This window comes from Sphingobium lactosutens (genome assembly GCF_013393185.1).
GTDB classification, from domain to species: domain Bacteria; phylum Pseudomonadota; class Alphaproteobacteria; order Sphingomonadales; family Sphingomonadaceae; genus Sphingobium; species Sphingobium lactosutens_A.
The window spans coordinates 250,677-270,650 of the sequence record NZ_QJQX01000037.1 but is presented as its reverse complement, the minus strand read 5'-3'; the positions used below and the strand labels follow the sequence as shown (position 1 = coordinate 270,650).

At 62.9% G+C, this 19,974-nt stretch carries 16 protein-coding genes; 12 read left to right on the top strand and 4 right to left on the bottom strand.

Annotated elements, in window-relative coordinates:
• Window positions 1-222: 222 nt before the first annotated feature.
• From DM806_RS08910 to DM806_RS08895, 4 genes are all read left to right on the top strand, one after another.
• Complete coding sequence (locus DM806_RS08910; RefSeq protein ID WP_179042870.1) at window positions 223-2,481, top strand: TonB-dependent receptor; 2,259 nt, start codon at window positions 223-225, stop codon at window positions 2,479-2,481.
• Window positions 2,482-2,547: 66 nt separating this feature from the next.
• Window positions 2,548-3,327, top strand: coding sequence for an SDR family NAD(P)-dependent oxidoreductase (locus tag DM806_RS08905; protein ID WP_179042869.1), 780 nt, complete (start codon window positions 2,548-2,550; stop codon window positions 3,325-3,327).
• A 161-nt stretch (window positions 3,328-3,488) separates the two neighbouring features.
• Window positions 3,489-4,532 (top strand): aromatic ring-hydroxylating dioxygenase subunit alpha, encoded by a 1,044-nt coding sequence (locus tag DM806_RS08900; RefSeq protein ID WP_179042868.1) that lies wholly within the window; start codon window positions 3,489-3,491, stop codon window positions 4,530-4,532.
• Window positions 4,533-4,603: 71 nt separating this feature from the next.
• Complete coding sequence (locus DM806_RS08895; protein WP_179042867.1) at window positions 4,604-5,347, top strand: MerR family transcriptional regulator; 744 nt, start codon at window positions 4,604-4,606, stop codon at window positions 5,345-5,347.
• On the opposite strand, the gene DM806_RS08890 is transcribed toward DM806_RS08895, so the two are convergent.
• Complete coding sequence (locus DM806_RS08890) at window positions 5,322-6,425, bottom strand: NAD(P)-dependent alcohol dehydrogenase (RefSeq protein ID WP_179042866.1); 1,104 nt, start codon at window positions 6,423-6,425, stop codon at window positions 5,322-5,324. The two genes, DM806_RS08895 and DM806_RS08890, sit on opposite strands and share 26 nt — an antisense overlap.
• A gap of 221 nt (window positions 6,426-6,646) precedes the next feature.
• Here DM806_RS08890 and DM806_RS08885 point away from each other — a divergent pair, with 221 nt between their 5' ends.
• The 3 genes from DM806_RS08885 to DM806_RS08875 all read left to right on the top strand — a co-directional run bounded on the left by DM806_RS08885 (window position 6,647) and on the right by DM806_RS08875 (window position 12,035).
• Window positions 6,647-7,948: a cytochrome P450 gene (locus DM806_RS08885; RefSeq protein WP_179042865.1), complete on the top strand. Its 1,302-nt coding sequence runs from the start codon at window positions 6,647-6,649 to the stop codon at window positions 7,946-7,948.
• A gap of 85 nt (window positions 7,949-8,033) precedes the next feature.
• Window positions 8,034-10,400, top strand: a complete 2,367-nt coding sequence (locus tag DM806_RS08880) for a TonB-dependent receptor (protein ID WP_218647409.1) — start codon at window positions 8,034-8,036, stop codon at window positions 10,398-10,400.
• 126 nt (window positions 10,401-10,526) lie between these two features.
• The gene (locus DM806_RS08875) at window positions 10,527-12,035 is read left to right on the top strand and encodes an aldehyde dehydrogenase family protein (protein ID WP_256869171.1); all 1,509 of its coding nucleotides are present in this window, start codon (window positions 10,527-10,529) and stop codon (window positions 12,033-12,035) included.
• A gap of 112 nt (window positions 12,036-12,147) precedes the next feature.
• On the opposite strand, the gene rnhA is transcribed toward DM806_RS08875, so the two are convergent.
• From rnhA to ispH, 3 genes are read right to left on the bottom strand one after another with little or no spacing between them, the layout of a single operon-like run.
• Window positions 12,148-12,594, bottom strand: coding sequence for a ribonuclease HI (gene rnhA, locus DM806_RS08870; RefSeq protein WP_179042864.1), 447 nt, complete (start codon window positions 12,592-12,594; stop codon window positions 12,148-12,150).
• The gene (gene thrB, locus DM806_RS08865; RefSeq protein ID WP_179042863.1) at window positions 12,591-13,580 is read right to left on the bottom strand and encodes a homoserine kinase; all 990 of its coding nucleotides are present in this window, start codon (window positions 13,578-13,580) and stop codon (window positions 12,591-12,593) included. The genes rnhA and thrB overlap by 4 nt, the downstream gene beginning before the upstream one ends.
• 3 nt (window positions 13,581-13,583) lie before the next feature.
• On the bottom strand, window positions 13,584-14,543 hold the full coding sequence (ispH, locus tag DM806_RS08860; protein WP_179042862.1) for a 4-hydroxy-3-methylbut-2-enyl diphosphate reductase: 960 nt from the start codon (window positions 14,541-14,543) through the stop codon (window positions 13,584-13,586).
• Window positions 14,544-14,713: 170 nt separating this feature from the next.
• On the opposite strand from ispH, the gene DM806_RS08855 reads away from it, so the two are divergent.
• The 5 genes from DM806_RS08855 (at window position 14,714) to DM806_RS08835 (ending at window position 19,945) form a co-directional block, all read left to right on the top strand.
• A complete protein-coding gene (locus tag DM806_RS08855; RefSeq protein WP_179042894.1) occupies window positions 14,714-15,322 on the top strand; it encodes a hypothetical protein in 609 nt (202 codons plus the stop codon).
• A 224-nt stretch (window positions 15,323-15,546) separates the two neighbouring features.
• A complete protein-coding gene (argS, locus tag DM806_RS08850) occupies window positions 15,547-17,274 on the top strand; it encodes an arginine--tRNA ligase (RefSeq protein ID WP_179042861.1) in 1,728 nt (575 codons plus the stop codon).
• A gap of 11 nt (window positions 17,275-17,285) precedes the next feature.
• Window positions 17,286-18,002, top strand: coding sequence for an SPOR domain-containing protein (locus tag DM806_RS08845; protein WP_179042860.1), 717 nt, complete (start codon window positions 17,286-17,288; stop codon window positions 18,000-18,002).
• A 138-nt stretch (window positions 18,003-18,140) separates the two neighbouring features.
• The gene (locus tag DM806_RS08840) at window positions 18,141-18,866 is read left to right on the top strand and encodes a hypothetical protein (protein ID WP_179042859.1); all 726 of its coding nucleotides are present in this window, start codon (window positions 18,141-18,143) and stop codon (window positions 18,864-18,866) included.
• The gene (locus tag DM806_RS08835; RefSeq protein WP_179042858.1) at window positions 18,866-19,945 is read left to right on the top strand and encodes a GSCFA domain-containing protein; all 1,080 of its coding nucleotides are present in this window, start codon (window positions 18,866-18,868) and stop codon (window positions 19,943-19,945) included. The genes DM806_RS08840 and DM806_RS08835 overlap by 1 nt, the downstream gene beginning before the upstream one ends.
• Window positions 19,946-19,974 lie beyond the last annotated feature (29 nt).

Genomic DNA, 19,974 nt, shown 5'->3' with positions numbered 1-19,974 from the left:
TCGGACGGTCGGGCCAATACGGAAAATGCCGCCATTGCCCGCCGTCGTTCGTTGCATCTGCTGCATCCTCGCTAGACGCTGGCGGGCGGCGACCCCAATCGGAATATGGTCGTACCATTCAAAAATCGGGACGAAGCTATTGTGCGACGAAGAAATTTGCTGCTTCACCCCACTGGTCAAGGCGGCAGGCAAGCCGCTCGCATCCCAGGGGAGACGCTTTTCATGCCGTTCAAAATCCAAACTTCCACCGCCATCGGCGCCGTTCTGGGCGCTTTGATGATCGGCGCCAGCGCGCCGGCCATGGCGCAGGCGGAAGCTGCCGCGCCGCAAGAGAGCGCGCCGCAGGAATCGGTCAGCGGGGACATTATCGTAACGGCGCAGCGCCGCGAATCGACGGTGCGCGAAGTGCCTTTCTCGATCGCGGCCTTTGGTGGCGAGGATCTGCGCAAGACACAGGTGTTCAGTCCGACCGCCCTGACGCAGCAGATGCCGGGGATCACCGTCAACACATCGGACAAGTCGCTGTCGATAGTCGCGATCCGCGGCAATGTGTCGACCTTCCGCACCGCCACGCTGGACACGCCGGTCGCCTATTTCATGGACGACGTCTATTATGTGTTCAACAATGACCTGAACGCCAATTTCTACGATATCCAACGCGTGGAAGTGTTGCGCGGGCCGCAGGGCACGTTGTTCGGCCGCAACGTGGTGGGTGGCGCGATCGCGGTCATCACCAACAATCCCGAAATGAAGGAAGACTGGTATGGCCAGGTGACGGCGGGCAATGGCGCCTATGTCCGCACCGAGGGCATGGTGAACGGCGTGCTGGTGGACGACAAGCTGGCGTTCCGCGCGGCGTTCAGCACGGAAACGTCCAACGGCCTGATCGACACGCGCAACCAGAAGGGCAGCTATGGCAAGACCGATGGCGTCGCGATGCGCGGCAAGCTGCTGTTCCAGCCGACCGATACGCTCAAGATCGTCCTGTCTGGCGACTATAGCTATACGGAAGGCAATGGTGGGGCGATTGGCCTCGGCATTGGCGGGGTGCAGCGCATTCCGGCGACCTTTGGCGATTATGATAACAGCAAATGGACGAACAATGATTTTGCCCGCTCACCCTATCGCCAGCGGTTGCGTGGCGGCTATCTGCGCGGCGATCTGGACGTTTTGGGTGGCACGCTGACGTCGATCACCGGCTATCGCCTGAATGACAGCCATGCGATCAACGACGACGTGCCGGTTGCGACGCAAGTGCCGGTGTTCGATCGTCGGCAGGTGGTGAAGAATCGCAGCTTCACGCAGGAAGTGCGCTTCGCGTCCGCGCCGGGCCGCTTCTCCTATGTGGTGGGCGCCTATTATCTGTCGGCCGACGTGTCGACGACCAACATCTTCTATTACAGCCCGCTGCCCGGATCAGCCGTGAATGCGACCGTGCGGCGCAACCCCGACGTCACCAACATCACGCGCGTACAGGACGGTAACGTCCGCAGCGTCGCGGTGTTCGGCGAAGGTACGTTCGAAGTCACCGACAAGCTCTCGCTGGTCGCTGGCGGCCGCTATACGTCGGACCGCAAGAAGATCGACTATCATGCCTTCTCGACTACCGATGCGGGGGCGATCCCCGGCTTCGGTTTCCCCGGCGAAGTGCTGGCATCGGGCGGCAAGACCTGGAACGCCTTCACCCCGCGCGTGACGCTGAAATATGAGCCGATCGACAAGGTCAATCTCTATGCGACCTGGGCGAAGGGTTTCAAGTCGGGTGGTTTTGTGGACAATGCCTATCGCGACCCGACCATCCCGCTGGACCCGGAAAAGGCGCAGAATTACGAAATCGGTGCCAAGACGCGGCTGTTCGACAATATGCTCGATCTCAACGTCGCGCTGTTCAAGCAGAAGACCAAGAATCTCCAGAATTTCTCGGGCGCGGGCGGTATCGCCCATACCTATAATGGCACGTTGAAGATGAAGGGCTGGGAAGTCGAAACCGTGCTGCGGCCGGTCGATGGGCTGCGCCTGACCGGCAATTATACGCATCTGATCGGCAGCTATACCGATCTGCGCGATCCGCTGGTCAATCTCGACTATTCGGGCAATCCGGCCAAGTTCGCGCCGCGTGACAGCTTCACCGTCGGGGCGAGCTATGACCTGGCGATGGCCAATGGTGCGAAGCTGACGCCGCAGGCTGATTTCAACTATTCCAGCCGCATCTCGACCGACGATGCCAATACGCTGCGGCTCTACGACAATCTCTATGACGATACCAAGGGGCGGACGCTCAACGCACGGCTGAATTATGAGTCCGCCGATGGCCGCTGGACATTGGGTGTCTGGGGCAAGAACCTCACCAACAATTATCAGATCGTCAATGCCGACGACATCACGGCCTTCCTGGCGGTGCCGGGTAACGGCACGACCTATTGGAAGATCTTCACCAATACGCCGCGCACCTACGGCCTGACCCTCTCCATCAGGCCGTAAGTCGGAAGGCGTTACAGGGGGAGGGTGCAGCCTCCCCCTTTTTCTTTATCAGGATCAGGACGGATCATGGCCGAACAGTTTGATTTGCCCGCTAATGGCAGCTTTTCCTTCGAAGGGCGCACAGCCCTCATCACCGGCGGCGGCCGGGGCGTGGGTGAAGCGATCGCACGCGAAATTCACGCTGGGGGCGGCAAGGTGGCGGTCAGCGACGTCGATCTGGCCGTTGCACAGCAGGTGGCGGATTCGCTGGACCGAAGCGGCGCGAGCGCCATCGCCCTGCCGCTCGACGTGCGGGAGAAGGCGGCTTTCCTGGCTGCGCGCGACCGGATCGCCGCGGATTGGGGAAAGGTTGATATCGTCGTCAACAATGCGGGTTTCGCCAAGCGCACCCCGACGCAGGATATCACGCCCGAAGAATTCGATGCGATCGTCCAGATCAACATGCGCAGCGTGTTCCTGAGCTGCCAGATTTTCTCCGAACATATGCGTGAACATGGCTATGGCCGGATCGTCAACATCACCTCGCTTGCCGGGCAGAATGGCGGCACGGTCGCTTCGCCCCATTATGCCGCGTCCAAGGCGGGGGCGATCATGCTGACCAAATATTTCGCCCGCTATCTGGCCGGGACCGGCGTCACCGTGAACGCCATCGCGCCCGGCCCGATCGACACGGCCAAGGCGCGCCTGTCGGCGGAGCAGATTGCGCGGGTGGAAGGCGAGGTGCCCGTCGGCCGCTTCATGGCGGTGAGCGAGATTGCTGCTGCGGCGGCGCTGCTGGCGTCCGACCGGGGCGGCTTCTTCGTCGGCGCGACGCTGGACATGAATGGTGGCCTCTATCTGCGCTGACGTCAGGGGAGTCGGGCGGATCGGTCCGCTAATCTTATCGCTCATCCCGCTTATCTTATGGCATTAACGCATAGCGATTGGCGGGCGAGACGCGTGGTGCATAGCTTACGTACAAGATCAAATGGGGCCGGCACGTCATCGGCCAGGGTAAGGAGAGTCGCATGTTCATTTATAACGCCTGGTATGTGGCCGCCTTCGCCGCCGATATCGAACCGGGCAAGACGCTGGGCCGCAAATATCTGAACAAGGCGGTCGTGCTGTTCCGCACCGAAAGTGGCGAGATCGCCGCGCTGGAGGATCGGTGCAGCCATCGCGCCATGCCGCTGTCCGCCGGCCATGTCGATGGCGACGTCATCCGCTGCTGCTATCATGGGGTCGAGTTCAACGGGAAGGGCACCTGTACCCGTATCCCCAACCAGGCGCGCATTCCCGCCTCCGCCAACGTCCGCCACTATCCGGTGGTGGAGAAGGACCATCTGATCTGGATATGGATGGGCGAACCGGCGCTGGCCGATCCATCGATCATCGTCGACAGCCCGGAACATAATGATCCGGCCTGGACGTGGCGACCCTATAATTTCCCGGTCAAGGCCAACTGGCAACTGATCATCGACAATATCATGGACCTGACCCATGTGCCCTACATCCATGCGCGGACGATCGGCGGGAACCCGGAACAGCATTATAGCGCCGACACCAAGGTCGAGTTTGACGGGCGCAAGGTGACGCTGCTGCGCAAGATGCCCAATTCGGTGCCGCCCAAATCCTATATCGACGCGGGCGGCTTCAAGGGGCGGGTCGACCGCTGGCAGGAGGTTCGCTTCGAACCTGGCATAGGCATGACCTGCCGCGTCAATGCGGGTGGCTGCGATGTCGGCACGGGGGCCTATGAAGGCAAGCGCGACAATGGCTTCATGCTGGCCAACAACCATTTCATCACGCCGGAGACGGAGACGACCAGCCATTATCTCTGGACAATCTGCACCACCGCGCCCAGGGAAAGCGGCGTGCCGGATGTGCTGTTCGACCAGTTTTACGACACCATCACCGAGGATGAGGAAACGTTGCAGGCGCAGCAGGCGCGCATCGACGACGAGCCGGAACGGCCCTTTGTCGGCATCGCCAGCGACGGTGCGGTCAATCAGGCACGCCGCGTGCTGAGCGCGATGCAGGAGGCGGAGGAGGGCGGCAAGGTCGCCGCCTGAACGATATAGCCTTGCGTATATAAGTAACATAGCGGGTTGCCCTGTCCGTTCCGCCATGCTGTAGCCATGTCATGAAGATGCGGGAGTTGGAGGAACGGACCGGGGTCCATCGCGAGACGATCCGCGTCTATCTGCGCGAGGGGCTGATCCCCGAGCCTGCCCGCCCGCGCAAGACCGTCGCCGACTATGGCGAGGAGCATGTGCAGGCGATCCTGGCGGTGCGGCGGTTGCAGCGTGAGAACCGGCTGACGCTGGGGCAGATCAAGGCGATCATTGGCGGCGAGGGGACCGATGGCCGGGTGGAGGCCAGCGCGTTCGACCAGCTGGAGCAACTGGTCGCGCACCGCGTCGGCGTGGACGGCCCGCCGGTGATGATCGCGTCGCTGCTGGATCGTTACCCCGATGCTGCGGAGGATGCCCGCACGCTGGCGAAGATCGGCATCCTCGACATCATCGACACCGATCAGGGCGAGGCGCTCAGCATCACCTGTGCCCATCTGGTGCGTATCTGGGGCGACATGCGCAAGGCTGGTTTCGACCAGCGGTTGGACTATACGCCGGAGATATTGGGCTTCTACACCGAAGCGGCGGACTTTGTCGGGCGGTGGGAGGCGACGACCTTCATGGAGCGGGTGGAGGGGCATATCGACGTGGACGAGGCCGCGACCATGGTGGAACATGCGCTGCCGCTGATGCTCGATTTCTTCGGCCTGATGCGCCAGCGCGCCTTTTTCCGCCATGTCGAGGCGATCCGCGCCGGCAAGGAAACGGATCGCCCCGACGAGACGGTCAAGCCATCGTCAGCACGGCCTTGACGCAGCGGCCTTCATGCTGGTCGGTGATCGCCTGGTTGATGTCCGCCAGCCGATAGCGTGTCATCAGTTTTTCGAACGGAAACAGGCCCTGTGCATTGAGGGCGATCAGTTCGGGCAGGAAGGTCTGAGGATCGGCATTGCCTTCGGTCACGCCGCAGACCGAGATGCCCAGCGATAGCAGGTGCAGGATGTTGAGGCTGATCGCGGCATCCGGCGCCTTGGGCACGCCGACGATGGCGAGGCGGCCGAGTGGACCGAGCACCGCGACGCCCGCTTCTATCGCGGGAACCGCGCCCGACGTGTCCAGTACGCAATGCACGCCCGGCGGCACGATGGCGCGCAACTGCTCCGCTATATCGCCCGCCGTCACGTCGATGACATGGGTGGCGCCCAGGTCCAGCGCCATGGCGCGGCGACTTTCCAACGGATCGGCGACGATGATGGCGCTTGCGCCCGAAGCTCTGGCCGCCATGACGGCGCTGAGGCCGACGGGGCCGCCTCCGGTGATCAGGATGGTTTCGCCCTCCTGCAATTTCAGCGCCTTCATCACCGCGCCCGCACCGGTCATGATGCCGCAGCCGAGGGGACCAAGCAGATCGAGCGGTGCGTCGGCGGGTACCTTCACCACGTTGCGCGCGGCGACGATGGCGTAGGTGGCGAAGGAGGATTGTCCGAAGAAATGGCTGCTGACCGGCGCGCTCCCGTCATGCAGGCAGGTCGATCTATCGGCGCGGCACCCGCCGAAATTCAGCGCAGCGAAATCGCGGCAATAGGCCGGTTCGCCCGCCAGACACTGAGGGCATTCTCGGCAGGCGGCGAAGCCCAGCACGACAGGATCGCCGACCGCAACCGAGGTGACGTCCGCGCCGATCGCCTCGATGATGCCGGCGCCTTCATGGCCGAGCACCGCGGGCAGCGGCGTCGGCAGCAACTGGTCGCGCACGACGATATCGGTGTGGCACAGACCCGTCGCGACGATCCTAACCCGCACCTCGTCGGCGCGGATGTCGGACAGGGTCAGTCGTTCGAGCGTGAAATCGCCGCCGGGGGTCCGGGCGACGGCTGCCTGCACTTCCATGGTCATCCTCCTATTCAATCTTTGGGCGATCATTCAGTTTTGGGGACGGTATTGCGGCATTTTCGTTCGTAGAGGCTGAGTTTCCGTCGATTCCCGCCATTCAAAGGCTGAATGGTCCGACCGCTTTTTACGATTGACGACTCCGCTTGTCCACAACTACGTAATAGGCATACGTAATACGCAAGTGTCCCGAGACGGCGTAGCAGGGAGAGGGTAGTTTCATGGCGATTTCGCTGGATGCAGACACGCGTCCGATCATTCCCGACGACATTGCGCGGATCGTGATCGCGCCCAGAAGCTATACCGACGACGCGACAATCTATGGCGCGTTCAAATGGCTGCGTGAGCATATGCCGCTGGGGATCGCGCAGGTGCCGGGCTATGACCCGCTCTGGATCGTCACCAGACATGCCGACATCAAGGAAGTGGAGCGCAACGCCAAGCTGTTCCACAATGCCGACCATAATCCAGTGCTGAACGACCAGGCGTCCGACGCCTTTACCCGCGAGATCAATGGCGGGTCACTGCGCATATTATCGTCGCTGACCTATATGGATCCGCCCGAACATGCGTCCTACCGCACGCTGACCTCCAACTGGTTCCTGCCCGGCAAGATCAGCAAGCTGGAGGAGCAGATTCGGGTGCTGGCGCGCCAGTCGGTCGACAATCTGCTGAGCTTCGACGGGGAATGCGACTTTGTCCGCGACTTCGCGCTCCATTATCCGCTGCGCGTCATCATGACGCTCTTCGGCGTGCCGCCAGAAGACGAGCCGAAGATGCTGAAGCTGACGCAGGAATTTTTCGGCGTCCATGATCCCGAGGAGCAGCGGCCGGAAATGGCGGCGGACCCAGTGGTTGCAGCCAGGCAATGGGCCGCCTCGATCGAGGATTTCTACACCTATTTCGACAGGTTGAGCGCGCAGCGGCGCGAACAGCCGACCGACGACCTGTTGTCGCTGATCGCCAATTCGCGGATCAACGGCGCGCCGATCCCGCGTAACGAGGCGAACGGCTATTATGTCGCGATCGCCACGGCTGGGCATGACACGACGTCATCGTCCACGGCCGGCGGGTTGCACGGCATGATGGTCTATCCGGAGAATTGGGCGAAGGTGAAGGCCGATCCGTCGCTGATCCCCGGCCTGGTCGATGAAGCGATCCGCTGGACCAGCCCGGTCAAGCATTTCATGCGCAACGCTATCGCCGATACGCAGGTGCGCGGCATGGACATCCGCGCGATGGAGCGGCTGATGATCTGCTATCCGTCCGGGAACCGGGATGAGGATGTGTTCGCCGACGCGGATCGGTTCGACATCAGCCGATCGCCCAACCCGCATATCGCCTTCGGCTTCGGCCCGCATATGTGCCTGGGCCAGCATCTGGCCAAGCTGGAGATGCGCATCCTGTTCGAGGAACTGCTGCCGCATCTGGAATCGGTCGAGATGGCCGGCGATCCGCGACTGGTCGAGACCAATTTCGTCGGCGGCTACAAGGCGCTGCCGATCCGTTTCAGGAAAGCCTGAATTTTCAGAAGCCGGAACACCGCGCAGGCGGGGCCGGGACAATGCCCGAGGGTAGAATATCCGGGCAATATGGGAGGAGCCTGACATGCAAAAGACAATAGCCCTGCTGGCCGCAAGCGTTTCGATTATGGCGCTGCAATCGCCTGCCTTCGCACAGGAGCATGGCGCGCCGCAGACGCAGCAGTCCGCCGGTCTGGGCGACATCATCGTCACCGCGCAGAAGCGCGAACAGGCGATCAACGACGTGCCGCTGTCGATTACTGCCGCGTCGGGTGAAAAGCTGGCGAACCAGGGCATCACCAATGTCGCCGACCTGGTGAAGATCGTGCCGGGTTTCAACTATACCGAAAGCGCCTTTGCGACGCCGGTCTACACGCTGCGGGGCATCGGCTTCTATGACACCAGCCTTGCGGCCAAGCCCACGGTCAGCATCTATCAGGACCAGGTGCCGATCCCCTTTTCGATCATGACGCGCGGCGCGACGCTCGACCTGGAGCGGGTCGAGGTGCTGAAGGGGCCGCAGGGCACCTTATTCGGATCCAACGCGACCGGCGGCGCGATCAACTATATCGCGGCCAAGCCGACGTCGACCTTCAAGGCCGGGATCGACGCGGGGGTGGACAGTTTCGGGCAGGTGTCGGGCGGGGGCTTCATCAGCGGGCCGATCAGCGACACGCTGACGGCGCGGGTGGCAGTGCGTACCGAGCAGGGCGGGGCGTGGCAGCGCAGTTACACCCGCGACGAGAAGCTGGGGGACCGCAACTTCACCACAGGGCGCATCCTGCTCGACTTCGAGCCGTCGAACGGGGTGCGTTTCTCGCTCAATCTCAACGGCTTCATCGACAAGAGCGACGGGCAGGCGGCGCAGCAGATCGGCGTGGTGCCGCTGGGCAATCCGGCGCGGCTGTGGCCGCTGGCGACCTATCCGATCGCGCCGCGCAACAATCGTGACGCCGACTGGACGCCGGAGCAGAAGCCCAAACGCGACGATTGGTTCTTGTCGGCGGCGTTCCGCGGCGACATCGACCTGACCGACGACCTCACCCTGACGTCGATCACCAGCTATTCGCAATATCATAACGACCAGGACATCGATCCCGATGGCGTGGCGCTGCGCGACTATTTCTACAACACTACCGGCAAGATCACGGCGCTGTCGCAGGAATTGCGGTTGCAGGGCAGGACCGGCGGCCTCACCTATATTCTCGGCGCCAATTATGCGCGGGAGAAGACCTACCAGCAGGATGACGCCGGTCCCTATGACCAGTCGACATCGGCCTATAATTTCGTCGATGCGGGGCTGGGCATCCCCTTCTTCGTCTATAGCCAATATGCTCGGCAGAAGTTCGTGAACAAGGCGGTTTTCGCCAATCTGGACTATGATATCGGCGACAGCATCACGCTGCATGCCGGGGTGCGCTATACCAAGACCAATATTGATTTCGCGGGTTGCACGGCCGACCGCGGCAACGCGCTGGGCTTTGGCATCGAAAATCTGGTCAACTTCATTCGCGGTACGGTGAACTTGCCGGCGATCGACATTCCGACCGACGGCTGCGTGACGATCGATGGCACGACCCTGACCGTTGGAGAGGTGCAGCGCTCGCTGAATGAGGATAATGTTTCCTGGCGTGCGGGTATCGATTACAAGCCGAGCAGGGACGTGTTGCTCTACGCCTCGGTCAGCAAGGGATATAAATCGGGCAGCTTCCCGCTGCTGTCGGCCAGCGACGCCAACCAGTTCAACCCGGTGACGCAGGAATCGGTGACAGCCTATGAACTGGGGACCAAACTGACGCTGCTGGACAACACCGCCCAGATCAACGGTGCGCTCTTCTATTATGACTATAGCGACAAGCAGTTGAAGGGCCGCGTCATCGCCAATCCCGATGTGTTCGGGCCGCTGGAGGCGCTGGTCAACGTGCCCAAATCGCGCGTGCAGGGCGCGGAACTGCAGCTCGACCTGGCGCCAACCGACGGCCTGCGCGTCAGTATCGGCGCGACCTATCTCGACACGAAGATAAAGGGGAGCTTCGTCAATTATGACAGCTATGGCAACCAGCTGGACTTTGGCGGATCGGCCTTTCCCTATACGCCCAAATTCCAGATCGTAACCGACGCCCAATATGATTGGGCATTGAGCGACGATATCGAGGCGTTCGTCGGCGCAAACCTGAATTTCCAGAGCGATACCAAGGCCGTGTTGGGTAATGCCCGCGCGACCCCGTCTGCGGATCTGACGGCGCAGGGTGGGCTGACGATCGAGGATTATACCTTGATCGACCTGCGCGCCGGCCTGTCTTTCGACGACAAACGCTACAAGATCAGCGCCTTCGTGCGGAACCTGGGCAACATCTATTACTGGTCCAACGCCACGCGCATCACCGACACGACGGTGCGGTTCGCGGGACGGCCGCGCACCTTTGGCGCGACCCTGTCGGCTCGCTTCTAGCCTTTGTTTTAACGCGATTTCCGACTCATCAGATGGGTCCATCTGATTTGAAATCGCTTCTGCTCCCCCTGGGCCGCGTCTTGAAAGGCGGGCGCGGCTCCTTCTTCTCAACTGGAGACATGGCCCATGAATGCACCCTCAACGATCGCCGCCGGAGTGCATGGCGAGAAGGGGCATGAGGTCCGCCTGCCACAGCAGAAGATGCTGATCGGCGGAGCATGGGAAGCGGCCGGGGACGGTCGCACGATCGATGTGGAAGACCCGGCGACCGGGCAGGTGTTCGCCAGGGTCCCGGCGGGGACGGCGGCGGATGTGGATCGCGCCGTGACGAAGGCGCGCGCCGCATTCGAGTCCGCCGCATGGGCGCGGATGCGGCCGCTTGATCGCGGCAGGATCATCGAGGCGATCGCGCGCAAGATTGAAGATAATGACCAGGAACTGGCGCTGCTGGAAAGCTACGACAATGGCAAGGCGGTGCACCATGCGCTGGCGGTGGACGTGCCCGCCGCGGTCGACATCTTCCGCTACATGGCCGGCTGGACGTCGAAGCTCTACGGGCAGGTGAACCCGATTTCGGGCGATGGCCGCCAATATCACAGCTATTCGGTGCGCGAGCCGATCGGTGTCGTCGGCCAGATCGTGCCGTGGAACTATCCGCTGGCGATGGCGGCCTGGAAAGTCGCTTCCGCGCTGGCGGCGGGATGCACCATCGTCCTGAAGCCGTCCGAAGTCACGCCGTTGACGGCGTTGCGCCTAGCCGAACTGGCGCTGGAAGCAGGGCTGCCCGAGGGTGTGCTGAACGTCGTCACCGGTTATGGGCATGAAGCAGGGCAGGCGCTGGTCGAACATCCCGGGATCGACAAGATCGCCTTCACCGGATCGACCCGCGTGGGCAAGCAGATCGTCCAGACGGCGGCGAAGGATCTGAAGCGTGTCACGCTGGAACTGGGCGGGAAATCGCCTTCGCTGATCTTCGCCGATGCTGACCTCGACAAGGCTGCAATGGGCGCGGCGCTCGCCATCTTCTTCAATTCGGGGCAGGTCTGCCTCGCCGCCTCGCGCCTCTATGTCGAACGTTCGGTGTTCGACAAGGTGGTGGACGGCGTCGCGCAAGCCGCGAAGACGTTTAAGCTGGGCCATGGCCGCGATCCCGATACGATGCTGGGGCCGCTGGTGTCGAAGGTACAGCAGGGGCGGGTGTTGGACTTCATCGCGCAGGGACGTGCGAGTGGGGCGGACCTCGTCACCGGTGGCGGGACGGGCGACCGGGACGGCTATTTCGTCGAGCCGACGATCTTCGCCAATCCCGATGCCGACGCCAGCATCGTGCGCGAGGAGATTTTCGGCCCGGTGCTGGTTGCCACGCCCTTCGATGATGTGGATGAGGTGGTGCGGGCGGCCAACGACACGCGCTATGGTCTGGCCGCCAATATCTGGACCCGTGACTTGTCCCGCGCGCATCTCACGGCGCGCCGGCTTCAGGCCGGAACGGTGTGGATCAATACGCACGGGATGAACGATCCCTCGGCACCTTTCGGCGGGGTCAAGGAATCCGGCTGGGGCCGGGAGGTCGGCGAGGAGGGAGTCCTCCATTATACCGAGACAAAGACAGTCACAGCGTTGTTGAACGATTAGCCAGTCAAAGCCGGGGCGCCTTCGGCATGCGAGGATATCGCATATGGGCGTTGGAAGAGCATCCGCCCCATGGTTGGCGCGGGAGGCATCCTTTCCAGGACAGGCGATGTTTTTATTTCCGGAACGTCTCCGCCGCCGCGCAGGCGAGCTGGTCGGCGCGTTCATTCTCGGGGTGGCCGGCATGGCCCTTCACCCATTGCCACGTCACCTGATGGCGCGCGGCGGCCTTGAGCAGTAACTGCCAGATCTCGACATTCTTGACCGGCTTGTTGTCGGCGGTCTTCCAGCCCTTCTTCTGCCAGCCGAAGACCCATTTGGTGATGCCGTCCATCACATATTTGCTGTCGGTGTAGAGCGTCACGCGGCAGGGCTTCTTGAGCATGTTGAGCGCCTCGACCGCGGCCATCATTTCCATGCGGTTGTTGGTGGTCTGCGGCTCGCCGCCGGAGATTTCCTTCTCCTTGTCGCCAAAGCGCAGCACCGCGCCCCAGCCGCCGGGACCGGGATTGCCCTTGCACGCGCCGTCGGTGAAAATGTCGACCTGGGGAAGATCGGTCATGCGCCGAGCAATTCCGCCGGGTCGGCCTTGGCGTAGAAATCCAGCCGGCGCAGATAGGCGAGCGGGTCTTTCCGCGTCACCAGCGCGTCGGCGGGCGTGTTGATCCAGTCATAGGCGCGCGTCAGCAGGAAGCGCAGGGCTGCGCCCCGGCACAGGATCGGGAAGGCGGTGCGCTCCGCATCGGTCAGCCCATGGGCGCTGGCATAGCCTTCGCCGATCGCGGCCGCGCGGTCGCCGAACCAGATCGCGCCGTCATTGCTGAAGCACCAGGCACTGTGGGTGACGGCCAGGTCATAGGCGCGGATGTCGGTGCAGCTGAAATAGAAGTCGATCAGGCCCGTCACCTCATCGCCCAGCATCAGGACATTGTCGGGGAACAGGTCGGCATGGATCACCGATCGCGGCAGGTCGGTGGGCCAGTGGGCGTCGAGGAAGGCGAGTTCCTCCGCCACGCGCGCGCCGAGGCCCGGTTCGATCTGGTCGAAATCCGCGCCGCATTTGTCCGCCAGAACGTGCCAGCCGGCCTTGTCGAGCGCGTTGCGACGCTCGCCGGTGAAGCCCTGCGCGGCCTTGTGCAGTTCGCCAAGCGCCACACCGGCTGCGCGCGCCTGTCCGGGCGTCGGTTCGGTGACGCTGATGCCGGTCAGGAATTCAATCAGGCAGGCGGGGCGGCCCGACAGCTGCTGGAGTCGCTTGCCTTCCCGATCGGCGATGAAGCGCGGAACGAGGCAACCGCGCGCCCCCAGATGGTCGAGCAGATCCATGAAGAAGGGCAGGTCCGCCTCATCCACGCGCTTTTCGTAGAGCGTCAGGATATAGCGATGGCCCCCTGGATCCTTGCGCCCGTCCTGCCCCGTGGTTTCGAGCAGGTAATTGCTGTTTTCCACCCCTTCGGCGATGCCCTTGGCCGACACGAGGCGACCGGCGTCATAACGGGTGAGGAAAGCGTCGATCTCTTCGGCGGGAACGTGGGTGTAGACGGCCATGGTTTATGCGGTCTCCAGTCCGCGGGGTAGCTTGAAGGCGATATGCTCCTGCGCCGTCTCGACCTGTTGTTCGGAGATGGCGAAGCGCTCGCCGATTCGGTCGACGACCTCGCGCACCAGTATCTCAGGGGCGGAGGCGCCGGCGGTCAGGCCCAGCGTCTTCACATCCTTCAGCCAGTCGAAATCGATGTCGGCGGCGCGCTGGATCAGGCGTGCGGGGGTGCCTTCGCGTTCGGCGACCTCGACCAGCCGCAACGAGTTGGAACTGTTCGGCGCGCCGATCACATAGACGGCGTCGCACTTGCCCGCGATCGCCTTGACCGCAGTCTGGCGATTGGAGGTGGCGTAGCAGATGTCCTCGCCCTTGGGCGCATGGATGGCCGGGAAGCGGCGCAGCAGCGTGGCGACGATCGCGGCGGTGTCATCCACCGACAGCGTCGTCTGGGTGAGGAAGGAGAGGTTGGCGGGGTCGGCAGGCGTGAATGCTTCGGCATCCTCGACCGTCTCGATCAGGGTCATGGTGCCGTCGGGAACCTGGCCGAAGGTGCCGATGACTTCGGGATGGCCCTTGTGCCCGATGAAGAGGATGTGGCGGCCGGCATCGACCTGGCGTTCGGCCTGGCGGTGGACCTTGCTGACCAGCGGGCAGGTGGCGTCGAGATAGTCGAGGCCGCGCTCTTCCGCCTTGGCCGGCACGGCCTTGGGCACGCCATGGGCGGAGAAGACGACGGGAACGCCGTCGGGAACCTGGTCGAGGCTTTCGACGAAGATCGCGCCCTTGGCCTTCAGCCCATCGACGACGAACTTGTTGTGGACGATTTCGTGGCGGACATAGACCGGCGCGCCATATTTCTCGATCGCCTTCTCGACGATGATGATCGCGCGGTCGACCCCGGCGCAGAAGCCGCGCGGCGCGGCGATCAGCAGGGTCATGGGTGGCAGGGCGGCGGGCGCATCGGTCATGCCTGCCGCTTAGGCGAATGTCGCGCAGGAAGAAAGGGTGAACCGGAAAGCCGCGTCCTTGCAGTTGCGTGGCGGGCGGGGGATGGATAAGGAAGCGCAAAGCTTCTGGCCTATTGGGCCGCGTGAAGGAATATCTGCCTGTGAAATTGTCTCATATCGCCCTGACTGGAATGATGGCCCTGGCTCTGGCGGGCTGTTCGCGCCGGGGTGAGATCGACGCGACGGGCGGCATCGTCGCGGTGCGTTCGGCCTGCCCGGTGGCGGCGATCCCGGCGCAGACGGGTGACATCACCCTGTTTAACCCGGCCAACAGCACTGATGCGTCGGCGATCGACGTGGTGGCGAACATTACGAATCTGCGCTCGACCTGCGCGGATGGCGCGCAATTCTATACCGAGGCGACCTTCACCGTGAATGCCCGCCGCAGCGACGCCAGCGCGGCGCGGCAGGTCGTGCTGCCCTATTTCTCGGCCGTGGTCCAGGGCGGCAACGCCGTGATCGCCAAGCGCATCGGGCAGGTGACGCTGAACTTCGCAGCCGGCGAATATCGCGCCAGCGCGCAGGCCAAGGGCGGTTCCTATGTCGACAAGGGTGCCGCCACGCTGCCCGCGGAAATCCAGCAGAAGATCACGCAGAAGCGCAAGGCGGGCGACGCCGACGCCGCGATCGATCCCTTCGCCCAGCCCGACGTCAAGGCGGCGTTGCAGCGAACCAGTTTCGAGCTGCTCGTGGGTTTCAACCTGACCCAGGATCAGCTCCGATATAACGCGACCCGTTAAATGTTGCGCCCACTTTAATTTTTCCCCGTTCGTGCTGAGTAGGGACTGAGCGAAGTCGAAGTTGAACAGGTCGGATCGTCCCCCGGACGATCCTGAACCATCCGGGGGATGGTTCACCTGTTCAAGTATCGAAGCATAGTGTCTGGGAAAGACCCTTCGATACGCCATTTCGACAAGCTCAATGGCTACTCAGGGCGAACGGGATAGAAAGAAAGTTTCGTCCCGTGTCCCTTTACACCCGTTTCACCGCCCATCTCGATGCCGTGCTCGACGCGCTGGAGGCCGAAGGCGCCCTGCCCGCCGGTCTCAACCGCAAACCCGTGACGGTCGAGCCGCCGCGCGATGTGTCGCATGGCGACCTGGCCACCAATGCCGCCATGGTGCTGGCCAAGCCCGCAGGCACCAATCCGCGCGCGCTGGCCGAGGCGATCGTGACGAAGTTGCAGGCGCTGGACGAGGTGGATAGCGCCTCCATCGCCGGTCCCGGCTTCATCAACCTGACCCTGACCGATCCGACATGGCGTGCCGAACTGGCGGCGATCCATGCCGACGCCGATGATTATGGCCGGTCCGACTTCGGGCAGGGCGTGACGGTCAATGTCGAATATGTCTCGGCCAACCCGACCGGTCCCATGCATATGGGCCATTGCCGGGGCGCGGTCGTCGGGGACGCGCTCGCCACGTTGCTGGAATATGCCGGGCACAAGGTCACGCGCGAATATTATATCAATGACGCGGGCGGTCAGGTCGACGTGCTCGCCCGATCGGCGCATGTCCGTTATCGCGAGGCGCTGGGCGAGGATGTCGGCGCGATCCCCGAAGGCCTCTATCCGGGCGACTATCTGGTGCCGGTGGGGCAGGCGCTGGCTGCCGAATATGGCGACAGGTTCGTCGGTGCGCCCGAAGCGGACTGGCTGGTGACGTTCCGTACTTTTGCCGTGGCGAAGATGATGGACATGATCCGCAGCGATCTCGCGCTGCTCGGCATCCATCACGATCTCTTCTCGTCGGAGGCTGAGTTGCAGGCGGCGGGCAAGCCCGAGCAGGCCGAAGCCTGGCTGCGCGCGCATGATCTGGTCTATGACGGCGTGCTGGAAGCGCCCAAGGGCGAACTGCCCGACGATTGGGAGCCGGTGGAGCTGCCGCTATTCCGCTCGACCAAATTCGGTGACGATCAGGATCGGCCGATCAAGAAGTCGAACGGCAGCTGGACCTATTTTGGCGCCGACATGGCCTATCACTACCAGAAGGCCCAGAGCGCCGACCAGCTGATCGATATCTGGGGCGCGGATCATGCCGGCACGGTGAAGCGCATTCAGGCAGCCGTCGCCGCCCTGACTGAGGGCAAGGCGCGGTTCGACGTCAAGCTGATCCAGATGGTCCGGCTGCTGCGCGACGGCGAGCCGGTGAAAATGTCCAAGCGCGCGGGCAATTTCGTAACTTTGGCCGATGTGGTGAAGGAAGTGGGCAAGGACGTCGTCCGCTTCACCATGCTGACCCGCAAGGCCGATGCCCAGATGGACTTCGACTTCGCCAAGGTGGTGGAAGCGTCGAAGGACAATCCGGTCTTCTACGTCCAGTACGCCCATGCGCGTATTTCCTCGCTTGGCCGCCGCGCGCAGGAGGCGGGGATCGACCTGCCCGCGTCCGACCTGTCCCTTCTTGGGACGGCGGAGCTGGCGATGGTCAAGCTCGCCGCGCAATTCCCGCGCGTCGTCGAAGGATCGGCGCAGGCGCGCGAGCCGCACCGGATTGCTTTCTATCTCAATGACTTGGCGTCTGCCTTCCATGGCTGGTGGAATATGGGCAATGACGATCCCCGCGCGCGCGTCATCCTGGCGGATGATCCGGCGATTACGGCTACCCGCCTTTTCCTCGCGCAGGGAATCGGGCAGATTATCCGCAACGGCCTGGCCCTGATGGGCGTCGCGGCCCTGACGGAAATGCAGTGAGGCGCTGAAACATGGGCGATTATGCGCGCGGTCAACTGGATCTGGACGATGAGGATCGGCTGCCCTGGCTTGAGCCGGCGATCGACGACGAAGAGGAGCGGCTGTCGCCGCTGCGCCTGCTGGGGCTGATCCTGGTCGGACTGGCGCTGATCGGCGCGGTCGTGGCCGGCGTCTGGTGGATGCAGAATCGCAATGGCGGCGGGGCCGGCGAAGGCCGGCTGATCGCGGCGCCGACGGGCGACTACAAGATCCCCGCGCATGAGGCCGACGCCAAGAAGTTCGACGGGGAAGGCGACGCCAGCTATGCCGCAAGCGAGGGCGTGGCGCGCGACGGTCGGATCGATCCGAGCCGCGTGCCCGAAGCGCCGATCACCGGCACCGCGCCGGCGCCCGGCAATGCCAAGCCGTCCGTCGCGCCGCGCGCCGCGCAGAGCGTGTCGGCACGCGTTGCCGATGAAACGGCGGCCAAGCCCGCCGCTGCGCCCAAGGCTGCGGCCGCGAGCGGCACGATCCAGCTGGGCGCCTATGGCAGCGCGGCGGTGGCCAAGGATGGCTGGGGCCGCCTGTCCAAGCGCTTTGCCTATCTCGCCCCGCTCGCCACGACGATCGAAGAGGCGCAGGTCGGCGGCGGCACCGTCTATCGCCTGCGCGCCAGCGCGGGCGGGCAGGCGAGCATGATCTGCGGCAAGCTCAAGGTCGCCGGCGAAAGCTGCATGGTCGTCAACTGAGACGGAGGGGGGGCTTCTGCGGTTTCGCTCTCAGGCTTCCATATCCACTGTCGCGCTTCGGCTTGCCTGCGCAAGTAAAGCCTGTAAGCTTTTCTATAACTTGCCATGCCGGCTGTCGCAATTGCCTGAGAATGCTCAATGAATGTGACTGGACAATCGATCCTCGTCATCGGCATGAGTCACGTCAACGCGATTTGTGGAAGTTTGGACGGGGATGAAGATCAGGATATTCAGGTCACAAATCTGAACAAGAGTCCTCATATTTTTGACCGTCGCAGAAACGAAATCGATTGCTCCGGTTTTGGCGATGTGCAGCCGAATTATATATTCCTGTCGCTGCATGGAAACTTCCACAACGTCATCAGCCTGATCGAAAATCCCGTCCCGTTCAGCGTCGGCGACACGGAGCAGGGTCATGTTCCCGGTGATGACGCCATTGACCGCGTCTTCATTCCCGAAGACATGATGCGGGCGTTTGTCGAGGCGGAGCTTCAGGCCACGACCTTTATCCATTTCCCCAAACTGGTCGCGCATTTCGCCGCCGCGAAGATCTTCCATCTCTGCGCTCCGCCGCCGAGCGGTGATCAGGCGCATATCAGGAACTTCCCCGGCGTCTTCAAGGATCAGCTGCATCTGCGCGTCAGCCCTTTGCCGCTGCGCCTGAAGCTGTATCGGATTCAGTGCGAACTGTTCCGACAGGCGTGCGATCAGCACGGTATCTCTTTTGTGGACGTGCCCGATGCAGCCTTGTCCGACAGCGGCGCATTGAAGCGCGATTACTGGAATGACGATCCGACTCACGGAAATCTGCAATATGGACGGTTGGTGATCGACCAGATGAAGGCAATCGCGGAGGTCAGCTGATGAAGCCCGTCTCGCCCTATTCGGGATTGCCCGACCGTCAATTCTGGAGGAAGGAGCCGGGCATCGTCGAGCCGGCGCTCTTCGATCCGGTCCATAATGTCCCATTCCGGATCGGGCCGGACGACAGAATTGTCACGGCCGGCAGCTGCTTTGCGCAGCATGTGGCCCGTTATCTGAACAATAGCGGCTATCATCATCTGGTGACCGAGCAGGCACATCCGCTGATGGGTGAGCCGATCGCCAGAACCTTCAACTATGGCACCTTTTCGGCGCGCTACGGCAATCTTTACACTGCGCGTCAACTTCGGCAATTGCTGCTGCGCGCGCATGGCGCGTTCGAGCCGGTGGAAAAAAGCTGGCCGAAGGGTGGAGGCGGGCGCGTCGTCGATCCGTTCCGTCCGCAGATCCAGCCCCATGGCTTCGTATCAGAGGCGGAACTGCTGGTCGACCGCGAGCAGCATTTCCGCGCGATCCGCGAAGCCATCAGGACGATGGACATTTTCGTCTTCACGCTCGGCCTGACCGAGGGCTGGGCCGATCGGCGCGACGGCGCGGTCTATCCGCTGGCGCCGGGCGTGGCAGGCGGCGTCTATACCCCCGAACTGGTGGCGTTCAAGAATTTCGATCTGGCGGAAACCGTCGAGGACATGCAGTTCTCGCTGGATTATATCCGGCAGATCAATCCGAACGTACGCATCATCCTGACCGTGTCCCCGGTGCCGCTCAACGCCACTTTCGAGGACCGGCACGTGTTCCAGTCGACGACCTTGTCCAAGGCCGTGCTGCGTCTGGCGGCCGACGAGATGACGAAGCGTTTTTCCCACTGCCTCTATTTCCCCTCTTATGAGGTGATCACCGCGCCGCATGTACGGGGCGCCTATTTCGGGCCGGATTGCCGCGAAGTGGTGGAAGAGGGAGTGAGCCATGTGATGGGGCTGTTCTTCAAGCATTTCACGACGGGCGGGCAAAAGACCATCGCGCCGAAGGTGCAAGACAATCCGGATGTCGCCGTCCATCTGGACGCGATGGGCCGCGCTATCGACATGCTCTGCGATGAGGAAGCCATCACCAACGAGTGACGCGATTGTCGCGGATCGGGTCGGCGATC

Coding starts and splice junctions, on each gene's coding strand:
- DM806_RS08885 (WP_179042865.1), top strand. CDS start 6,647: ATGGCGATTTCGCTGGATGCAGACACGCGTCCGATCATTCCCGACGAC.
- DM806_RS08890 (WP_179042866.1), bottom strand. CDS start 6,425: ATGGAAGTGCAGGCAGCCGTCGCCCGGACCCCCGGCGGCGATTTCACG.
- DM806_RS08895 (WP_179042867.1), top strand. CDS start 4,604: ATGAAGATGCGGGAGTTGGAGGAACGGACCGGGGTCCATCGCGAGACG.
- DM806_RS08900 (WP_179042868.1), top strand. CDS start 3,489: ATGTTCATTTATAACGCCTGGTATGTGGCCGCCTTCGCCGCCGATATC.
- DM806_RS08835 (WP_179042858.1), top strand. CDS start 18,866: ATGAAGCCCGTCTCGCCCTATTCGGGATTGCCCGACCGTCAATTCTGG.
- DM806_RS08855 (WP_179042894.1), top strand. CDS start 14,714: ATGATGGCCCTGGCTCTGGCGGGCTGTTCGCGCCGGGGTGAGATCGAC.
- DM806_RS08840 (WP_179042859.1), top strand. CDS start 18,141: ATGAATGTGACTGGACAATCGATCCTCGTCATCGGCATGAGTCACGTC.
- DM806_RS08910 (WP_179042870.1), top strand. CDS start 223: ATGCCGTTCAAAATCCAAACTTCCACCGCCATCGGCGCCGTTCTGGGC.
- DM806_RS08880 (WP_218647409.1), top strand. CDS start 8,034: ATGCAAAAGACAATAGCCCTGCTGGCCGCAAGCGTTTCGATTATGGCG.
- ispH (WP_179042862.1), bottom strand. CDS start 14,543: ATGACCGATGCGCCCGCCGCCCTGCCACCCATGACCCTGCTGATCGCC.
- DM806_RS08845 (WP_179042860.1), top strand. CDS start 17,286: ATGGGCGATTATGCGCGCGGTCAACTGGATCTGGACGATGAGGATCGG.
- DM806_RS08875 (WP_256869171.1), top strand. CDS start 10,527: ATGAATGCACCCTCAACGATCGCCGCCGGAGTGCATGGCGAGAAGGGG.
- rnhA (WP_179042864.1), bottom strand. CDS start 12,594: ATGACCGATCTTCCCCAGGTCGACATTTTCACCGACGGCGCGTGCAAG.
- thrB (WP_179042863.1), bottom strand. CDS start 13,580: ATGGCCGTCTACACCCACGTTCCCGCCGAAGAGATCGACGCTTTCCTC.
- DM806_RS08905 (WP_179042869.1), top strand. CDS start 2,548: ATGGCCGAACAGTTTGATTTGCCCGCTAATGGCAGCTTTTCCTTCGAA.